General features: G+C 61.3%; 18 protein-coding genes and 1 tRNA gene. 6 read left to right on the top strand and 13 right to left on the bottom strand.

Features of this window, described 5'->3' with window-relative positions; all coding sequences use genetic code 11:
- Positions 1-14 precede the first annotated feature (14 nt).
- The gene (locus tag ACO08C_RS03600; RefSeq protein ID WP_421787639.1) at positions 15-989 is read right to left on the bottom strand and encodes an SDR family NAD(P)-dependent oxidoreductase; all 975 of its coding nucleotides are present in this window, start codon (positions 987-989) and stop codon (positions 15-17) included.
- A 160-nt stretch (positions 990-1,149) separates the two neighbouring features.
- Here ACO08C_RS03600 and ACO08C_RS03605 point away from each other — a divergent pair, with 160 nt between their 5' ends.
- Both ACO08C_RS03605 and ACO08C_RS03610 read left to right on the top strand, forming a co-directional pair.
- Positions 1,150-1,812: a TetR/AcrR family transcriptional regulator gene (locus ACO08C_RS03605; protein WP_421787641.1), complete on the top strand. Its 663-nt coding sequence runs from the start codon at positions 1,150-1,152 to the stop codon at positions 1,810-1,812.
- Positions 1,813-1,981: 169 nt separating this feature from the next.
- Positions 1,982-2,701: a hypothetical protein gene (locus ACO08C_RS03610; RefSeq protein ID WP_421787643.1), complete on the top strand. Its 720-nt coding sequence runs from the start codon at positions 1,982-1,984 to the stop codon at positions 2,699-2,701.
- A gap of 11 nt (positions 2,702-2,712) precedes the next feature.
- Here ACO08C_RS03610 and ACO08C_RS03615 read toward each other — a convergent pair.
- Positions 2,713-2,789 (bottom strand) — tRNA-Ile (locus ACO08C_RS03615).
- A 142-nt stretch (positions 2,790-2,931) separates the two neighbouring features.
- On the opposite strand from ACO08C_RS03615, the gene ACO08C_RS03620 reads away from it, so the two are divergent.
- Positions 2,932-3,624 (top strand): SIMPL domain-containing protein, encoded by a 693-nt coding sequence (locus ACO08C_RS03620; RefSeq protein WP_421787644.1) that lies wholly within the window; start codon positions 2,932-2,934, stop codon positions 3,622-3,624.
- Here the strand turns inward: ACO08C_RS03620 and ACO08C_RS03625 are convergent.
- Positions 3,621-4,028, bottom strand: a complete 408-nt coding sequence (locus ACO08C_RS03625; protein WP_421787646.1) for a hypothetical protein — start codon at positions 4,026-4,028, stop codon at positions 3,621-3,623. The two genes, ACO08C_RS03620 and ACO08C_RS03625, sit on opposite strands and share 4 nt — an antisense overlap.
- 57 nt (positions 4,029-4,085) lie before the next feature.
- Positions 4,086-4,451, bottom strand: coding sequence for an aspartate 1-decarboxylase (panD, locus tag ACO08C_RS03630; protein WP_421787648.1), 366 nt, complete (start codon positions 4,449-4,451; stop codon positions 4,086-4,088).
- A gap of 95 nt (positions 4,452-4,546) precedes the next feature.
- On the opposite strand from panD, the gene ACO08C_RS03635 reads away from it, so the two are divergent.
- Positions 4,547-5,362 carry a carbon-nitrogen hydrolase family protein gene (locus tag ACO08C_RS03635; RefSeq protein ID WP_421787649.1) on the top strand — a complete coding sequence of 272 codons (816 nt, stop codon included), beginning with the start codon at positions 4,547-4,549 and terminating at the stop codon, positions 5,360-5,362.
- A 6-nt stretch (positions 5,363-5,368) separates the two neighbouring features.
- Here the strand turns inward: ACO08C_RS03635 and ACO08C_RS03640 are convergent, their stop codons facing one another.
- Positions 5,369-5,524 (bottom strand): hypothetical protein, encoded by a 156-nt coding sequence (locus ACO08C_RS03640; protein ID WP_421787651.1) that lies wholly within the window; start codon positions 5,522-5,524, stop codon positions 5,369-5,371.
- Positions 5,521-6,456 carry an NAD(P)/FAD-dependent oxidoreductase gene (locus ACO08C_RS03645; RefSeq protein WP_421787652.1) on the bottom strand — a complete coding sequence of 312 codons (936 nt, stop codon included), beginning with the start codon at positions 6,454-6,456 and terminating at the stop codon, positions 5,521-5,523. Before ACO08C_RS03645 ends, ACO08C_RS03640 begins: the two co-directional genes overlap by 4 nt.
- Before the next feature lie 118 nt (positions 6,457-6,574).
- Here ACO08C_RS03645 and ACO08C_RS03650 point away from each other — a divergent pair, with 118 nt between their 5' ends.
- A complete protein-coding gene (locus tag ACO08C_RS03650; protein WP_421787653.1) occupies positions 6,575-6,763 on the top strand; it encodes a hypothetical protein in 189 nt (62 codons plus the stop codon).
- Here the strand turns inward: ACO08C_RS03650 and ACO08C_RS03655 are convergent.
- Complete coding sequence (locus tag ACO08C_RS03655; protein WP_421787654.1) at positions 6,760-7,050, bottom strand: aspartate decarboxylase; 291 nt, start codon at positions 7,048-7,050, stop codon at positions 6,760-6,762. The genes ACO08C_RS03650 and ACO08C_RS03655 overlap by 4 nt on opposite strands.
- Positions 7,051-7,116: 66 nt before the next feature.
- Entirely contained in the window at positions 7,117-7,992 is an 876-nt protein-coding gene (locus tag ACO08C_RS03660; RefSeq protein WP_421787655.1) for a hypothetical protein, read from the bottom strand.
- Positions 7,993-8,170: 178 nt separating this feature from the next.
- Between ACO08C_RS03660 and ACO08C_RS03665 the strand changes: the two genes are divergently transcribed.
- Positions 8,171-9,394 (top strand): hypothetical protein, encoded by a 1,224-nt coding sequence (locus tag ACO08C_RS03665; RefSeq protein WP_421787656.1) that lies wholly within the window; start codon positions 8,171-8,173, stop codon positions 9,392-9,394.
- A 134-nt stretch (positions 9,395-9,528) separates the two neighbouring features.
- Here ACO08C_RS03665 and ACO08C_RS03670 read toward each other — a convergent pair whose 3' ends face one another.
- The 5 genes from ACO08C_RS03670 to ACO08C_RS03690 form a co-directional block, all read right to left on the bottom strand.
- Positions 9,529-9,948, bottom strand: coding sequence for a secondary thiamine-phosphate synthase enzyme YjbQ (locus ACO08C_RS03670; protein WP_421787657.1), 420 nt, complete (start codon positions 9,946-9,948; stop codon positions 9,529-9,531).
- 5 nt (positions 9,949-9,953) lie between these two features.
- On the bottom strand, positions 9,954-10,403 hold the full coding sequence (locus ACO08C_RS03675) for a GNAT family N-acetyltransferase (RefSeq protein ID WP_421787658.1): 450 nt from the start codon (positions 10,401-10,403) through the stop codon (positions 9,954-9,956).
- Between the two features lie 104 nt (positions 10,404-10,507).
- Entirely contained in the window at positions 10,508-12,577 is a 2,070-nt protein-coding gene (rpoD, locus tag ACO08C_RS03680; RefSeq protein WP_421787659.1) for an RNA polymerase sigma factor RpoD, read from the bottom strand.
- 38 nt (positions 12,578-12,615) lie between these two features.
- Positions 12,616-14,460, bottom strand: coding sequence for a DNA primase (dnaG, locus tag ACO08C_RS03685; RefSeq protein ID WP_421787660.1), 1,845 nt, complete (start codon positions 14,458-14,460; stop codon positions 12,616-12,618).
- Positions 14,461-14,518: 58 nt separating this feature from the next.
- Positions 14,519-14,986 (bottom strand): GatB/YqeY domain-containing protein, encoded by a 468-nt coding sequence (locus tag ACO08C_RS03690; protein WP_421787661.1) that lies wholly within the window; start codon positions 14,984-14,986, stop codon positions 14,519-14,521.
- Between the last annotated feature and the right edge of the window lie 158 nt (positions 14,987-15,144).

Raw genomic sequence — 15,144 nt, forward strand, 5'->3', positions numbered from 1 at the left:
CAAACAGTCGATGACTAGTTTTGGAAGTCCGCCGTCACCCGATCGCAGAAATCGAAGAGCTGCCTGGCATCATCCATATTGTTGGCCGCATCTGCCGCCGGCTCGACCTTGCAGTCGGCGTAGTACCCGCCATTGACCAGTTCGCTTTCCGGCATGACTGCGCACCATATTTGGGTCCGTGCTCCCTGGTCGGGGGTGATGATTGGCGCACCATTGCCCATGATCCCAGCGAGAATGAAGCGGATCATCGTCCCAATCGACATGTGACGACTAAGATTGGTGCGGACAACGCCGGGATGGACGGCGCACGTCTTCAGCTTCGGATAGCGGGCAGCAAATTCCTTTGCGAGGAGTATATCGCCAAGCTTGGATTGCTGATATCGCGGCCAGGAATCGTAGGCATCGAGGTCAACGTTCTCAATGGCGCCGAGATTGATCCGCGGCGCTTTCTTGAGGTCATGATTGCCCGGCGGATCGCCGTAAAGCGTGTGTCCGCGAGACGATAACCAGACCTGACGGCGCGTGATGTCGACGACCTGCTTGGCGAGCAGGAAATGGCCAATGACATTAGTGCCCATCTGGATCTCGAACCCGTCCGATGTCACCCCGGGAGGCGTGTTCATAACGCCGGCATTGTTGATCAGCCCATCGATACGGTCATAGGTCCCGTTGAGGTGGTCGGCGAACGCCCGGACGGATGCCAGGCTGCCGAGATCCAGCGTGTGGCGGGCGTCAATCTTCGATTGGTCTATCGCCGTCGCCTTCGCATTCCCCGGCGAGGTGAGTCCGGCGACGAACGCCGCCTGGGAGTCGACATTCCGTCCCGCAACAACGACTTTCGCCCCGGCCGACAGCAAGGCACGTGTGGTGGTGGCGCCCAATCCCGAATAAGCCCCGGTCACCACGTACAAGCGGTCACCTAGATCGAGGCCCTCGACGGCCTCCATCGCTGTTGCCGGCAATCGCTTGCGGGAGGAGTGATCGGACATGGTGAGACCTTCCTAAAGTATCGGGATTGTACGCGACCAACAGCGGGAGCCGTTCAGGCCCCGACAATGGGTCAATATCAGAATTAGTATTCTAGTTCTGTTTTGACGGTCAATGAGGTGCGTGTCAAGAAGCAGGAGGAAGAACAGGGCTGGGCGGCACATGAGTGAAAACCGGTGGATATCCGACCTGCATTGGCGGCGCGACAGCCAGCAGTCACGCGGAGAGCGGACCCAAAATGCGTTGCTGGACGCGGCCGAGAATCTGATTGTCGAGAAAGGTCTGGACGGCGCAACGGTTGCCGAAATTGCACGGCGCGCCGGCAGCTCGATCGGCTCCTTCTACCACCACTTCAAGGACAGAAAAGCGCTCTTCTACGCTGTCTTTCACCGCATGACGCGCAGCATTGAGGATCTCAATCAGCAGGTGGCGGACGATGAACGCTGGAAGGACGCGAGCCTTCGCGACCTGCTCGAAGGGTTCATCGAATTGCGTTTGCATCAATTGCGTGCCGGCGGCGCTTCGAAGCTCGCCGCCGCACTCGTCATGGCCAACCATCCCGAATTGAAATCGCACATGGCTGACATCAAGCGCACCGCGAATCTCAAACTGCTCACCATGATATTGGATCGCAAAGCCGAGATTGGGCATCCTGATCCCGAATTCGCCGCTCGTTTTGTGATCGACCAGTTGAGCGCAATCTTTTACGCCCGCTCCGACCCGTACCAGCGCCAATCGGCAATCGCAGAATGCGATGACGGCGTGTTCAAGGCAGAAGTGTTGAAGCTCGCTACTTCATTGCTGGGCTTGCGGCGCGATCGTTAGCAATCAGCCAGGGCGGACCATATCGCGATCCGCCCCGCTCGCGTCTACTGCAAAAACAGTGGAATTCGGGCCGCCCATCTTTCCCGGAATATGAGCCGGCTTGTCCCGTCCAGGATACCTCAACCCAGTATGCGGTTAGGTTCGGCGAGTGCCGACCAAGGGGAAGTTTATGAGGGACAAAATCGGATTCGACGAACTGGCAGACGATATATTCAGCCTGAACATTCGCGGCCTTAAATCGATCGCTGCATTGTGGCGCGCGCCTCGTGACTATTTCGCCGCTGCGGAAGATGCCAACTGGTGCGACCGGTTTACGCCCTCAATCCGTCTCTGGCTCTCATTGATCGCGGTGTCCTCACTGCTCCAATTCTTCTGGATCGGCACCGACACGCCTCTGGTTGCGGCCTACACAGAAGGCTTTCGCGAATCCGGTGTTGTCCTCACCGGCGATCTGACCTTCGAACAGCTTGGCGAAACGGCGGCGCTCTGGATTTTCGGCGTTTTTCCGTTGATGCAGCTGCTGATCTTCCTGTTCGTCCTGCCGCTGTTTCCGCTCTGGGGGCGGCCGACAACGTACAGCCTGCGGGCGCGCTACGGGTTTTCTATGATGATCCCGAGCGCCTCTGTCATGGTGTTCTTGCTGCCGAGTATGGCGCTTATGCCGCCCGCGACCGTTTCCCTGTTCGGCGTCGCAATCGGAATTCTGTCTTTCCTGATCGACGCATCGACGGTTTATCGAAGCCGCCTTGCGCAAAGCCTGACAGGCCGGATCTTGCGATCGGCTGCGTTGGCAGGACTGGTCTTGTTGCTCAACGTAACCGCTCACATCGCGACGCAGATTGCCGGAATCATCCTGGTCAGCGCCCGGTATGGCCTGACGGTTGGCTAGCCGACTTGGATTGGTGGGCCCGGAGGGACTCGAACCCCCAACCTAGCGGTTATGAGCCGCCAGCTCTAACCAGTTGAGCTACAGGCCCCCGAAGGGTGCGCCTCGAGACATAATGGTCTGCGGCGCGATCGCCAAGCCGCGATGACTGCGGAATGAATATCAATGCCCTAAACTTGCCAAAGCCTTATTGCACAACATGCCCGTTCCATCCCGGAAACAGGAGATATTTCATGATCCGCGCCCTAATTCTTGCCACTGCCCTGACGGTTCCGGCCGCGACCGCGATCGCCCAGGACGAGCCCGGCCGGTTGTCACTATCCGCCACCGGCGAAGTCCAGGTCGTTCCGGACATGGCGACGGTCCAGTCCGGCGTGGTGACCGAAGCGCGCACCGCAGCGGAAGCGCTGAATGCCAACTCGCGGCGCATGAACGGCGTTTTCGAAGCGCTGGCGGAAGCCGGCATTGAGCGCCAGGATATCCAGACGTCGAACTTGCAAATCAACCCTGTCTGGTCGAACTATTCAGCCGGCGAGCAACGCCGGATCACAGGCTATCAGGCGACGAATACGGTGACCGCGCGGGTGACCGAGCTCGATGAACTCGGGGCGACGGTCGATGCGCTGGTGGCGTCGGGTGCCAATCAGATCCAGGGCATCAACTTCTCGCTGGAAGACGATGATGCGGCCCGCCGTGAAGCCCGCCTGCGCGCGGTCGCCGAATTGCGCGAAACCGCCGCGCTCTATGCCGGCGCTCTGGAGATCGAGCTGGGCGGATTGCTGGAGTTTTCGGAGTCCGGTGGTGGCCGCCCGCAACCGCCGGTCATGTTTGCCCGCGCCGAGAGTTTTGCGGCCGACACGCCTGTGGCCGCCGGTCAGCTGACCGTGTCGGTGACGATCACGGGTGTCTTCGCGATCGGGGACTAGGCTGCGTGTCCCTTGCGGGCGCGCCATTGCGTGCCCGCCTCGACACTCCATTGCAACGCGGCATCGGCATCAGCGAAAGCCCGCGCCTGTAAACCCTGCGCATTGAGCAACTTGGTCATATACATGACATGGGCCAGCTGACCCGAATTGTAGACATAGGCAAACGGCAGCCCCTTCGGCAGCCGTTTTCCAAAGACTTCGGCAACCACGCGATACTGCTCCATGGTATGGCCGAGCGTGCAGTCGGCATAATCGATAATGACGCCGTATAACGGTTGTGTCTGGAACCGCTTGGCAAGCGTTTTCGCGTTTTCCAGGCTTACCTCAAAGGAATTCGAGCCATGCAAGACGGCTCGGAATACGCCCGGTGGCTCGATAATCGATTTGTCGACGCTGAACGTCATGAAACGCTCCCGGTACTTTTGTCCGGGAAACGCTAAGCTAATAATATCTAAGAATTTCTAAGCCGCAGCAGAAGCTTCAATTGGCTGGTTCTGCTCGTCCAGGACGATGACGTCCGGCTGATGACGTTCCGCTTCGGCGGCATCCATTTCGGCATAGGCCACAACGATAATCCGGTCGCCGACCTGGGCAAGACGGGCCGCAGCACCGTTAATGCCGAATGTGCGCGAGCCGCGCGGTGCCGGGATCGTGTAGGTGGTAAAGCGCGCACCGGTGTTGATGTTGAGCACGTCGACCTGCTCGTAGGGCAGGATGTTCGAGGCTTCCAGCAAATCCTGATCGATCGAGATCGAGCCTTCATAATGAAGGTCGGCCTGAGTGACCGCGGCGCGGTGCAACTTGGCTTTCATCATTTTGAGGCGCATGTGAAACCTTCCGGGCCGCTTTTGCTGCGGTGCATATAACCGATCCGCGGACGGGGATATAGTGGTTCAGGTGAATTCTTGAAAGGGAGACCTCCATGGCGAAGCTCGCCGCGCTCCAACATGCCATGTCGGCCGATATCGAGGCCAATCTGGACACCGCTGCCCGCCTGATGGCCCTGGCCGCCGAGGCCGGCGCGCGTCTTGCGGTGTTTCCGGAGATTCAGCTTTCGCCCTTTTTCCCGGTCCGGCGCGGAAACGATGCCGGTGTTTACGCCATGACGGCGGATCATCCGGCATTCGAGCGGCTCGCTTCGCTGGCCAAGACCCATGAACTGGTCACGGTCGCCAATGTCTATTTCGAGGCGGAGGATGGTGAACGCTTCGATGCTTCACCGGTGTTCGATGCCGATGGCAGCCTGCTCGGTATTTCGAAAATGGTTCACATCGCGCAGTTCGAGCGCTTCTGGGAGAAGGACTATTATGCGCCGGGATCAGGCTTTGATGTTTACGATACATCCGCCGGACGTCTTGGCATTGTGATCTGTTATGACCGGCATTTCCCGGAATGCTATCGCGCCTGCGCGCTTCAGGGCGCTGAAATCATCGCCACGCCGACCTGCAATCTGGCGGGAGAACCGCTTGATCTGTTCGCATGGGAAATGCGGGTTCTGGCGATGCAGAATTCAGTCTATTCCGTGCTGGCCAATCGCTGCGGCGTTGAGGACGAGACCGCCTATGGCGGGCATTCCGTGATTGCCGGACCGGACGGCGCGCTGCTCGCCGAGGCCGGGGAAGACGAAACCGTGTTGACGGCGCGCTATGATTTGAAGACCCGGCGTGACATCGCGGCGCAGCGCGACTGGCTCGGGGAAGTTAAGCCTTGGCTGAAGCCGGCAGTGCGCGCCGGCTAAACCGCTCTAGAGCCCTGCCCGTTCAAGAATTTCCGGCGCGGCTTTCTTCACCTTGAAGAATCCCTTGGAAGCATGCGGCCAGAGCGCAACGTCGTGAGCGCGATGGCCGCTGACGATTTCGGTATTTCTTTCCGCCAGGCCATCGAGGGTTTCGAGCGTCACGAAACCTGCTCCAGCATACGACCGGCGAGCGAATGGCCACTGTTGAAGGCGGCCTCAATCCGGCCCCCGAGAAACCCATCGCCGGCGAAGCCGATGCCAAGCTCCGGCTCGTGCAGAAAAGGTGTTCCGAGCGCGTGCTCGACGCGGGCATAACGCCAGCGGTGGGCCGAGACGTAGACCGGCTCCGGCAGGTTGATGCCAAGCGTTTCGGCCATCAAATCCAGAAGGCGTGCGGAAGCCGCCTCGCGGTCCAGTTCGAGATGATGGCGGCTCCAGTCCGGCCCGGCCTGCGCCACCCAGGCCTCATACGCCGGTTCGCGCCCAGGCTTGGCGCTGTTGCGCGCGGCCCAGCCAAGCGCGCCCTTGCCGCGATGGACCGGTGCTGCTGCGAGCGGTGTCTCGAACGCCACCATCAGTGTCCAGCAAGGCGCATATACGGTTTGACCGAGTTCCGGGAAAAGGTGTGCGGCCTCGCCGAGCAATTCAATCGTTTGCGGCGCAGGCGCAGTCAGAACGATCTGCTCAAACGGGCGCGCCAGCCCGTGATCGGCGAGACGGCATTGCCAACCGTCGCGGGACCGCGAGAGACCGGACAGTTCGGTCGAGCGATGAATATCAAGGCCCATGGCCAGCGGCCTGACCAGCGCCGTCATGCCAGGCGTGCCGACGATGCGGGCTTTACCTTCGCTGATCTCCGGCCAGCGTGCGGCCCGTCCTGCCGCGACCGATGAATCCAGATAGGCGGAAAACTCCACGCCCTCAGCCGTCGCGTACTGGGCGCCATGATCGAAGCTGCCGAACTCGGTGCGGCGGGTGGCAATACGTCCGCCGATCCCGCGGCCCTTGTCGAACACGACCACGTCGCGGCCGGCATCCGCCAACCGCCGCGCGCAGGCCAGCCCCGCCATGCCGGCTCCGATGATTGCGATCATGTTGCGCTCCGTGTCCGGCGACAGAGCTAGATCACAGGGTGCGACAATCTAGGCAGCGGCCGCAGCAATCCGGCGCCGCATCCCCTGCGTATACGAAGATACAAAGAGGGAGATCACCATGACCACCACGCCACGGCGTACGCTTCGCGAACTCGGTCACATGCTCGCACAGCAAGCCCGGCTCCTGAAAGCCGAGGGAAAAGACGAGGCGCGAAAGCTGGCCGACCGGGCCGGCGATTATTTCAATCTGGCGCGCAGCTATCCGCTTTACGCGCCGGTGCCCGTTCGCATCCGGACGCGGCGCTAGCCTTCGCGCCACTTCTCCATGGACGAGGAGATGGCGAATGTTTCGCGGTATTTCGGGCTGTCGGACGGACGTGGCGGCTTGTCACGAGTCAATTCCATGATTTCCGCCAGCTTGTTGTGCGCAGCGCCGGCCTGGCCCGCCCCGATATAAGCATGCAGTTCGACCAGCGCGTTGGACAGCGGATCGTCCGCGCGGATGACGAAATAGGGCTCGTCGTCGGCGAGATCCGGATAGCAATCGAATTTCGACGGGTTGGATTTCGACCCCAGCGTGCGGTCTGTGGACATGGCGGCGGCCTTTCGTGTTTGGACGCGAATCGATGCGGTTCAGTCTAACGCGTGCCGCCGGCCGGATCAGCCACTCGATGCGGGGTCGAGCTGCGGCCCGCGGGCCATGGAAGACTGGAACATCATACGCATCAGACCTGGCACTTCGGGGATTGTTGTGGTTGCGAGATGGCGGCGAATGTCCTCCGGCACTTCGTTTTCCGGCGCGAGCGGGTTCTGCGCGGACACGGTGTCCTCAAACAGTTTGACATCGGCATCGGCATCGCCGGTCAGGTCCGCAATGCGATGCATGACAACAGCTGAGCAAAAAGGCGAGCTGCCGGCATCGCGCAATGTCGCGATCGACAGGCCATCGAGCACTTCGGCTTTTTGACGCGCGACACCGTTGAAAATGCCGAACATCATGGTCACAGCCTCTTCGTCGGCAGCGATCGAGAAAAGCTGATGCTGCAACAACATGGCGCGGCCGCGATAGCGCACACCTTCAATGCCGGAAATAAAGTCGATGATGCCGTCTGCATTGCATCGGATCAGCGAGATATCATAGAGGAACCGGCCGGGCAGATCGCTCGAATATCGGGTTGATCGCCAGATGCCTTCATAGGCGTTGGCGCGGCGGCGCGCGCCGCGCGTGGCTTCTTCGATCAGCGCATCCGGCACCCAGTCCCGCATCGCATTGTCGACCGGTGCTTCGGCGAGGCCCAGCCGGGCCGTGAATTCCGGCAGGTCGCGTTCCCAGTCGAGCATCGTGAACCCGTCAATCCGCTCGGCGATGAACCGGGTGAGCAGGGAGATATTGTGTTCCGACGGAATCACCGCTCCCGACGCCCACCGCCCGACCAGCGACTTGTCGACATTCAATGACGCCGCCAGCCCGGTGCGGCTGATCGATAAGGACTTCAGCACAAGCTGGAGCTTTTCGGCAAAGAGCGAGGGTCGCATCGGGAAAACTTCTCACGGGTTGCATTCCGATGCAACCGAGTTGCATGATGTTGCAACTGCCATGCGCGACGCCGTCGCGCGCTGCACCTCCCCGCATGCAGCTGCGATTGGCACAAGCCGATCATTATCACCGAGCCTTCGTTGAGGGACGGGCCGGTTCCGCTCAATGGAGATGTAAATGATCTTGAAACAGACACTTGTCGGAGGGCTCGCGCTGTCGGCTCTCGCCGCACCGGCCTTTGCCGATCACACCGATTTCAGCTTTCCGGTCCACGACATCATTATCACGTCGAACATTCCCACGGTGAATCTCGCGGTTCGCAACATGTCGAGCTCGACCGATCCGGAAGACCGCGATCTGCGGGTGGTTTCGCAAACGCCGGTCATTCCGGTGTCCGGTCAGGTCTGGTGCAAACAATATCAGAACGCAGAAGCCGGCGCGCTTCGCGCCCAGATTCTGTTCGGCAATGCGATCGTCATGGCGGGCGAGAACGGGAGTGACGTCTACCCGCTCGGCACGTTCAGCGGGTCCGACGTCGATTCCTTCAACGGCACGCACAATTTGGAGAACTTCCAGATCGAGGCCGCGTTCGATGTTCCCACCACCTATGACCGGCACGCGCTGGTCGATCTGACCCCGTTCAATCCGGTGCGCACGGTCGAGCACCATCTCGAACAATTCGTCGAAAATGGTGCCGGCAGCGAAGCCGACTTTCTGCGCGTGGATGACGTTTTCCAGGTCCAGGTCCGGCTCAACGCCGTCGGATGGTGCAGCTATAACAGCGCCAACACGTCCGGCGAATATGCCGGTCTGCGCGGCGTACCGATGACCGTCACCATTTTCTATCATGGCGATCCCGACATTCAGGATATTATCGGTACCGTTGGCGGCGCGAACACGGTCGCTGCTCCAGTGCCCAACCGGGCCCGCGAGGTAACCCGCACGCGCGGCACCGACACGGCACCGCCGGGACGGACATCCCGTCCGGCACGGGCCGATGACGATAATCGCGCAGCGCGTGGCGGGATCCGCGTTTCGGCAGGCGATATCAATAGTGACGGCCATCGCAAGCCCGCTACTCTTGCCGGCAAGCAGGCCCAGCTTGGCACAGGCCGGACCCAGGGGCGCGCCGAAGTCGGCTCGGCGCAGGCCGCCGCCAACGACCCGCTCCGCGATGGCACCGATACCGACAGCGATGGCGCGCAAGCAGGCTTGATCTTGCCCGCCGTGCAACGTGTGCGTGCCGCCGACGACCCCTCCGGTGCGGCGGCGGGCGATGAACGCAACAGCCCGCCCGTCCAAGCCGTCGATGCAGATCAGGATCAGGCCGCGCCGGTCGACGCGCTGCACGTCATCAACGAGCTGGCCGATGACGGAGTCGAACCGGAGGAAATCGACTGATCGAGGACGGCTGACCCCTCCCAGCTCAAGCCGTCAACAGAAGGCGGGCGGTGCTTCGGGCCGCCCGCTTCATTCGGCCTACCATCCGATCATCGTATCGAGTGCGGTTTCTTTGTCGGCCGTCATCCGCGCCGTCAGCTGATGTGCAGAACGATCTGCCGCTCGTGCGGGCGGTCGCGATGCTCGAACAGGAAGAGCCCCTGCCAGGTTCCGAGCGCCGGCTTGCCAGCCGTCACCGGGACGGACAGCGAGGTCGCGGTCAGGGCTGCCTTGATGTGCGCGGGCATATCGTCTGGGCCTTCCGTTGTATGACACAGCCAAGACATGGACGGATCGTCGCTGCGCGGAACGAGCCGGCGGAAAAATGCATCGAGATCGCGGCGGACGTCCGGATCGGCGTTTTCCTGGATGACGAGCGAGCAGGATGTATGGCGCACGAAACAGGTCAGTAGCCCTTCGTTGATGGCGTGCGCTGTCACAAAGCGGCTGGCGTCTTCGGTAAACTCGTAGAGGCCGGGTCCGGCGGTGGCGATGCGGAGCGTGGTCTGAGGCATGAGGCCTAGAGCCCGTTCAACTCCCAGCGGCGAACCGTCTTGGCCTTGCCGCCGGAGCTTTCATAGAGGCCTTCAGCGGCATCGGTCTCTGACGAGGTCCACATCATGAAGGTCGCCGGACTGTCCTTGACGTCCTCGACCACTGCTTCGAACAGGGCTCGGCCAGCGCCCTCGCCGCGGCCTTCGCGGCCGACACAGACCTCGGCAAGCCAGGCGCCCGCCCCGCCATGGCCGCTGTCATAATAGGCGTGCCAGACGGCATATCCGACAGGCGCTCCATCCTTTTCGGCGACCAGAACGTGGAAGCTGGCATCATGATAGAACAGCGTCGCCTTGATGTATTCCGGTGTACAGTGCTCGGTGGAGTCCTGCACCACCTCGTTCAGCTCCTTCGACAGGCGCGCGATATCGGCGGCATCTCTCGGACGCGCGGCGCGGATGGTGATATCGGTCATGGCGTCTCTCCCGCTTCAAAAACGGACGGCCCATCGGGAACTCCGACGGGCCGCACTTGTTCCTGCCCCGGCAAGCCGCGCACATCCGCACGCGAGCGCCAGGCCTAGTTATCGAGGAAGCTGCGCAGCTTGCGCGAGCGGCTCGGGTGTTTGAGCTTGCGCAGCGCCTTGGCCTCGATCTGGCGGATCCGTTCGCGGGTCACCGAGAATTGCTGGCCGACTTCCTCGAGCGTGTGGTCGGTATTCATGCCAATGCCGAAGCGCATGCGCAGCACGCGCTCTTCACGCGGGGTCAGTGAGGCGAGCACGCGCGTCGTCGTCTCGCGCAGATTCGCGTGAATGGCGGCGTCGATCGGCAGCACCGCATTCTTGTCCTCGATGAAATCGCCGAGATGCGAATCTTCCTCGTCGCCAATCGGCGTTTCAAGCGAGATCGGCTCCTTGGCGATCTTCATCACCTTGCGAACCTTTTCCAGCGGCATGCCGAGTTTCTCGGCCAGCTCCTCCGGAGTCGGCTCGCGGCCGAATTCGTGCAGGAATTGCCGCGAGGTGCGGACAATCTTGTTGATCGTCTCGATCATGTGGACCGGGATCCGAATGGTGCGGGCCTGGTCGGCGATCGATCGGGTAATGGCCTGGCGTATCCACCAGGTTGCGTAAGTCGAGAACTTATAACCGCGGCGATATTCGAATTTATCGACCGCTTTCATGAGGCCGATATTGCCTTCCTGGATCAGATCAAGAAATTGCAGGCCGCGATTCGTATATTTCTTCGCTATCGAAATAACCAGACGGAGATTGGCCTCGACCATTTCTTTCTTGGCGATACGCGCCTCGCGTTCGCCTTTCTGCACAGCCTTTACGATGCGGCGGAAATCATCGACCGGCACGCCCGAGCGCTGCGCAATGTCGGAGATTTCCTCGCGGACTTTCTCGACATCGTCGGCTTCGCGATCCACGAAGCGCGTCCAGGCTTTGGACTTTCCCTTGAAATCGTCGAGCCAGCTCGGATTTGTTTCGTTTCCGAAATAAGCTTCCATGAACTCCATGCGAGGCACGCCATGGGCGTCTGCCATACGCAGGAGCTTGCCTTCCAGCGCCATCAATTCCTTGTTGATCGCATAAAGCTGTTCAACCAGCGCTTCGATCCGCGCATTGTTGAGATGCAGGCTGTTGAGCTCGTTGACGATGCGCGCCTGCAGCTCTTCGTATTTTTCGCGGCTCTGCTTGGTGAGATCCTTGCCCTCGATGCGCGCATTGACGAGCTTGTCCTGAAGCTTGCGGAAGGCAGTGAAGTCGGCCGCGATCGCGTCCAGGGTCTCCATGACCTCATCGCGAAGCTCGGCTTCCATGGCCGAGAGGGAGAGGTTGACGCCCTCATCCTCATCGTCGTCATCATCGTCGCCGCTTTCGCCTTCGGTCTGATCGTCCTTCGACTTGTCCTCATGCCCTTCGGGCATTTTCGGCTTGGGCTTGTCTTCCGGCTTGCCGCCCGGTTGCTGGTCGGGACGGCCGGTCTCGGAATAGTCCGGCTGCGGATTCTTGCCGCCATAGGTCGCGTCGAGATCGATCACGTCGCGCAACAGCACCTGTCCTTCGGCGACTTCCTCGCGCCACACCATGATGGCTTCAAAGGTCAGCGGGCTCTCACACAGGCCGCGGATCATCGCATTGCGGCCAGCCTCGATACGCTTGGCAATGGCGATCTCGCCCTCGCGCGAGAGCAGTTCCACTGTGCCCATCTCACGCAAATACATGCGCACGGGGTCGTCGGTCCGGTCGGCCGATGATGGCGTATTCTGGCCGGTAACGGCCGTCGATGATTTCGCGGTGACCGCTTTGCTGTCGCTATCGCTGTCGCTGTCATCATCATTATCGTCATCATCGCCGGACGATTTCGACTTATCACCATCATCATCGTCGTCGGGCGTGTCCTCGCTCTCGATGACGTTGACGCCGACTTCCGACAGCTGGGCCAAAACGTCCTCAATCTGCTCGGAGGTAAATTCCTCTTCGGGCAGGACCTTGATGATTTCGTCGTGCGTGACATAGCCGCGCTTTTTGGCGGCCTTGATCATCGCCTTGACCGACTGATCGGTCAGATCCAGCAGCGGGCCATCCTGTTGCGTTTCGCCGGAAGTATTTGCCGCTGCTGTTTTCGTCTTTGTTGCCATTACTCGTATTTCCCGTCCGGCGGCTGCCTGACCGCTCGCTAACCCTGACCGTCTTCCGGTACGTTCACCGTGCGCCGCTTCGCCTGGCCGCGGCGATGTTCTTCCATCAAGCCGCGCAGCGTATCGGCATCATCGTTTTCAATCTCCTCGGCGAGCCGAGACCGCATTTCCTGCCGCTTCTTATGAATCCCCGACTGTTCCATATAATCGCTCGCGAGGCGTGTCCAAGCCTCTTCGCGCTGAATGGCAGTTGCGGTGTCGCCGCCCAGCGCCGCCCGCATCGGCGGCCGCTCCAGGTCCAGACGGCGTAATTGCTGCTCAAACCCATGATTTACAAGCATGTTCCGCAGGCCACCGTCGGATTCGCCTGCGCCATTCGACAGCAAATCGAGAATGGCATCGCGCAATCCGGCCAACTGGCCGCAATCTAGCCCGGCCAGCAATTCTGCCTGGTTTTCGGCAATCTCCGGATAATCGATGGCCGCTAGGATGAGGTGACGCAAGCGGGTCGGGACCGGTCCGGCCTCGACGAGACGTTTGGTTTCCATCCGTGCGCCCGGAGAAGCGCCGCGCTTGGCGAATGACCGTCCGCCGGGGCGAGCACTGCCGAACGCTTTTTCCATTCGCTGATCGAACTCGCGCTGGTATTCCTCGCGGACCGCCGGGTTCTCGATCCGGAATAATAGCGCCCGCATCCGCTTGCGAAATCCGGCCCGGCGATCGGGATCGTCGAGCGGTTCCTTTTCAAATTCCATGTCCCAGAGGATGGAGGCCAGCGGCCGCGTTCGGCCGACCGCGTCCTTGAGTGCGGCGGCGCCCTCCTCGCGCAAGAGATCGTCCGGGTCCTTTCCGTCCGGCAGAAACACAAAGCGCAATGTCCTGCCTGGCTCGAGCAGCGCAAGCGCGCGCTCGGCGGCGCGATTGGCGGCCATCTGGCCGGCACTATCGCCATCAAAGCAGAGTACGGGCTCGCCGCCTGCGCGCCACAGGAGGCGCAGCTGGTCCTCGCCGAGCGCGGTGCCAAGCGGGGCGACGGCATGGCCCATACCCGCACGGTCGAAGGCGATGGCGTCGAAATAGCCCTCTGCGACGATCAGGCCGCGGGCACCGGATTTCGGATCCGCGGCGGCGCGGCGCGCCTGCGGATAGCGATAGAGATTGTGCCCCTTGTGAAAAAGCGGGGTCTCCGGCGAGTTGAGATATTTGGCCCGGGCGTTGGCCGACATGGCGCGGCCGCCGAACGCAACCAGGCGGTTTCGCGGGTCGCGGATCGCAAACATGATGCGGCCGCGGAACCGGTCGTATGGCGTGCCGCCATCCTCGGGCGCGATCAGCAGGCCACAATCGATCAGCTCGCCGGGCTTGGCGCCGGCGGCGATCAGCTCATCCTTCAGGGCGCTGCGGGAATCCGGCGCGTAACCGATCTCATAGTCGGCCCATTCCTTCGGCCCGTAGCCGCGGCGTTCGAGATAGGCGCGCGCATCCGCCCCGCCGGCGGCACGCAATTGCTGCGAGAAGAAGCGCTGAGCCGCCTCCATCCACTCGACCAGCGATTTCGACGCCTCCGCCTTGCGGGCGGCTTCGGGGTCTGCCTTGGGCATCGGCAGGCCAGCGAGGGAGGCAAGCTGCTCGGCGGCTTCCATGAAGGACAAGCCCTCCGTCTTCATCAGCCAGTCGAACGCGTCACCATGTTCGCCCGAGGCGAAGCAGTGATAGAAACGCTTCTCGTCATTGACGAAGAAGGACGGCGTCTTTTCCTTCTTGAACGGCGACAGGCCGGCGAATTCGCGGCCCTGCCGCTTCAGGCTGACCTTGCGGCCGACCAGATCCGAGAGACGGATCCGGGCGCGTATCTCATCCTTGAAATCGTCAGTCAGACGCATGGGTCTTCCAGCCGCCGAAACCGCGCAGCCTAATCGAGTCTGCCGGACTTGGCGACGGTCAGGCCGCGTTCGTCAACAGGGATTTGATCTTTGCACCGGCTTGGGAGAAGTCCATGCGGCCGGTATAGCGCTCTTTGAGCGTGCCCATGCACTTGCCCATGTCTTTCAGGCCGGTGGCGCCGAGCTCTTCGACCACACCGCGCGCGGCTTTGTCGATCTCGCTCTCATCCATAGGCTTGGGCAGATATTCGCGCACGATCCCGGCTTCGGCCCGCTCTTTCTCCGCGAGGTCGAGCCGGCCCGCCTTTTCGTAAGTCTCGGCGCTTTCGTCGCGCTGTTTGGCGAGTTTCTGGAGGATCGCCATGATCTCGCCCTCCTCGCAGCCCTGGCAGCGATCTTCCGCGCGCGCCGCGATGTCGCGATCCTTGATAGCGGTGGAAACGAGGCGCAGCGTCGAGAGACGCACGGCATCCTTTTCCTTCATCGCCGTTTTCAGATCGGCCAAAATTCTTTCCCGTATGGACATGTGCCCTAAACCTTCAATGCTCAGCAACTCTTTGCAAGCAATTGTTTTTGAAATGTTTTCCTGCTCAAGCGATTTCTTGACGCAATCCGGCGCGTCTCCTAGCTTCGCGCGCCATCAATGACTAAAAGATAGCGACTACCGCCCTCTTTTTGCAAGGA

It is taken from the genome of Hyphobacterium sp., from assembly GCF_965229905.1.
Taxonomy (GTDB): domain Bacteria; phylum Pseudomonadota; class Alphaproteobacteria; order Caulobacterales; family Maricaulaceae; genus Hyphobacterium.

What these genes read in the sequence shown, in the direction of transcription:
- ACO08C_RS03600 (WP_421787639.1), bottom strand. Translation starts at nt 989, where the DNA reads ATGTCCGATCACTCCTCCCGCAAGCGATTGCCGGCAACAGCGATGGAG.
- ACO08C_RS03605 (WP_421787641.1), top strand. Translation starts at nt 1,150, where the DNA reads ATGAGTGAAAACCGGTGGATATCCGACCTGCATTGGCGGCGCGACAGC.
- ACO08C_RS03610 (WP_421787643.1), top strand. Translation starts at nt 1,982, where the DNA reads ATGAGGGACAAAATCGGATTCGACGAACTGGCAGACGATATATTCAGC.
- ACO08C_RS03620 (WP_421787644.1), top strand. Translation starts at nt 2,932, where the DNA reads ATGATCCGCGCCCTAATTCTTGCCACTGCCCTGACGGTTCCGGCCGCG.
- ACO08C_RS03625 (WP_421787646.1), bottom strand. Translation starts at nt 4,028, where the DNA reads ATGACGTTCAGCGTCGACAAATCGATTATCGAGCCACCGGGCGTATTC.
- panD (WP_421787648.1), bottom strand. Translation starts at nt 4,451, where the DNA reads ATGCGCCTCAAAATGATGAAAGCCAAGTTGCACCGCGCCGCGGTCACT.
- ACO08C_RS03635 (WP_421787649.1), top strand. Translation starts at nt 4,547, where the DNA reads ATGGCGAAGCTCGCCGCGCTCCAACATGCCATGTCGGCCGATATCGAG.
- ACO08C_RS03645 (WP_421787652.1), bottom strand. Translation starts at nt 6,456, where the DNA reads ATGATCGCAATCATCGGAGCCGGCATGGCGGGGCTGGCCTGCGCGCGG.
- ACO08C_RS03650 (WP_421787653.1), top strand. Translation starts at nt 6,575, where the DNA reads ATGACCACCACGCCACGGCGTACGCTTCGCGAACTCGGTCACATGCTC.
- ACO08C_RS03655 (WP_421787654.1), bottom strand. Translation starts at nt 7,050, where the DNA reads ATGTCCACAGACCGCACGCTGGGGTCGAAATCCAACCCGTCGAAATTC.
- ACO08C_RS03660 (WP_421787655.1), bottom strand. Translation starts at nt 7,992, where the DNA reads ATGCGACCCTCGCTCTTTGCCGAAAAGCTCCAGCTTGTGCTGAAGTCC.
- ACO08C_RS03665 (WP_421787656.1), top strand. Translation starts at nt 8,171, where the DNA reads ATGATCTTGAAACAGACACTTGTCGGAGGGCTCGCGCTGTCGGCTCTC.
- ACO08C_RS03670 (WP_421787657.1), bottom strand. Translation starts at nt 9,948, where the DNA reads ATGCCTCAGACCACGCTCCGCATCGCCACCGCCGGACCCGGCCTCTAC.
- ACO08C_RS03675 (WP_421787658.1), bottom strand. Translation starts at nt 10,403, where the DNA reads ATGACCGATATCACCATCCGCGCCGCGCGTCCGAGAGATGCCGCCGAT.
- rpoD (WP_421787659.1), bottom strand. Translation starts at nt 12,577, where the DNA reads ATGGCAACAAAGACGAAAACAGCAGCGGCAAATACTTCCGGCGAAACG.
- dnaG (WP_421787660.1), bottom strand. Translation starts at nt 14,460, where the DNA reads ATGCGTCTGACTGACGATTTCAAGGATGAGATACGCGCCCGGATCCGT.
- ACO08C_RS03690 (WP_421787661.1), bottom strand. Translation starts at nt 14,986, where the DNA reads ATGTCCATACGGGAAAGAATTTTGGCCGATCTGAAAACGGCGATGAAG.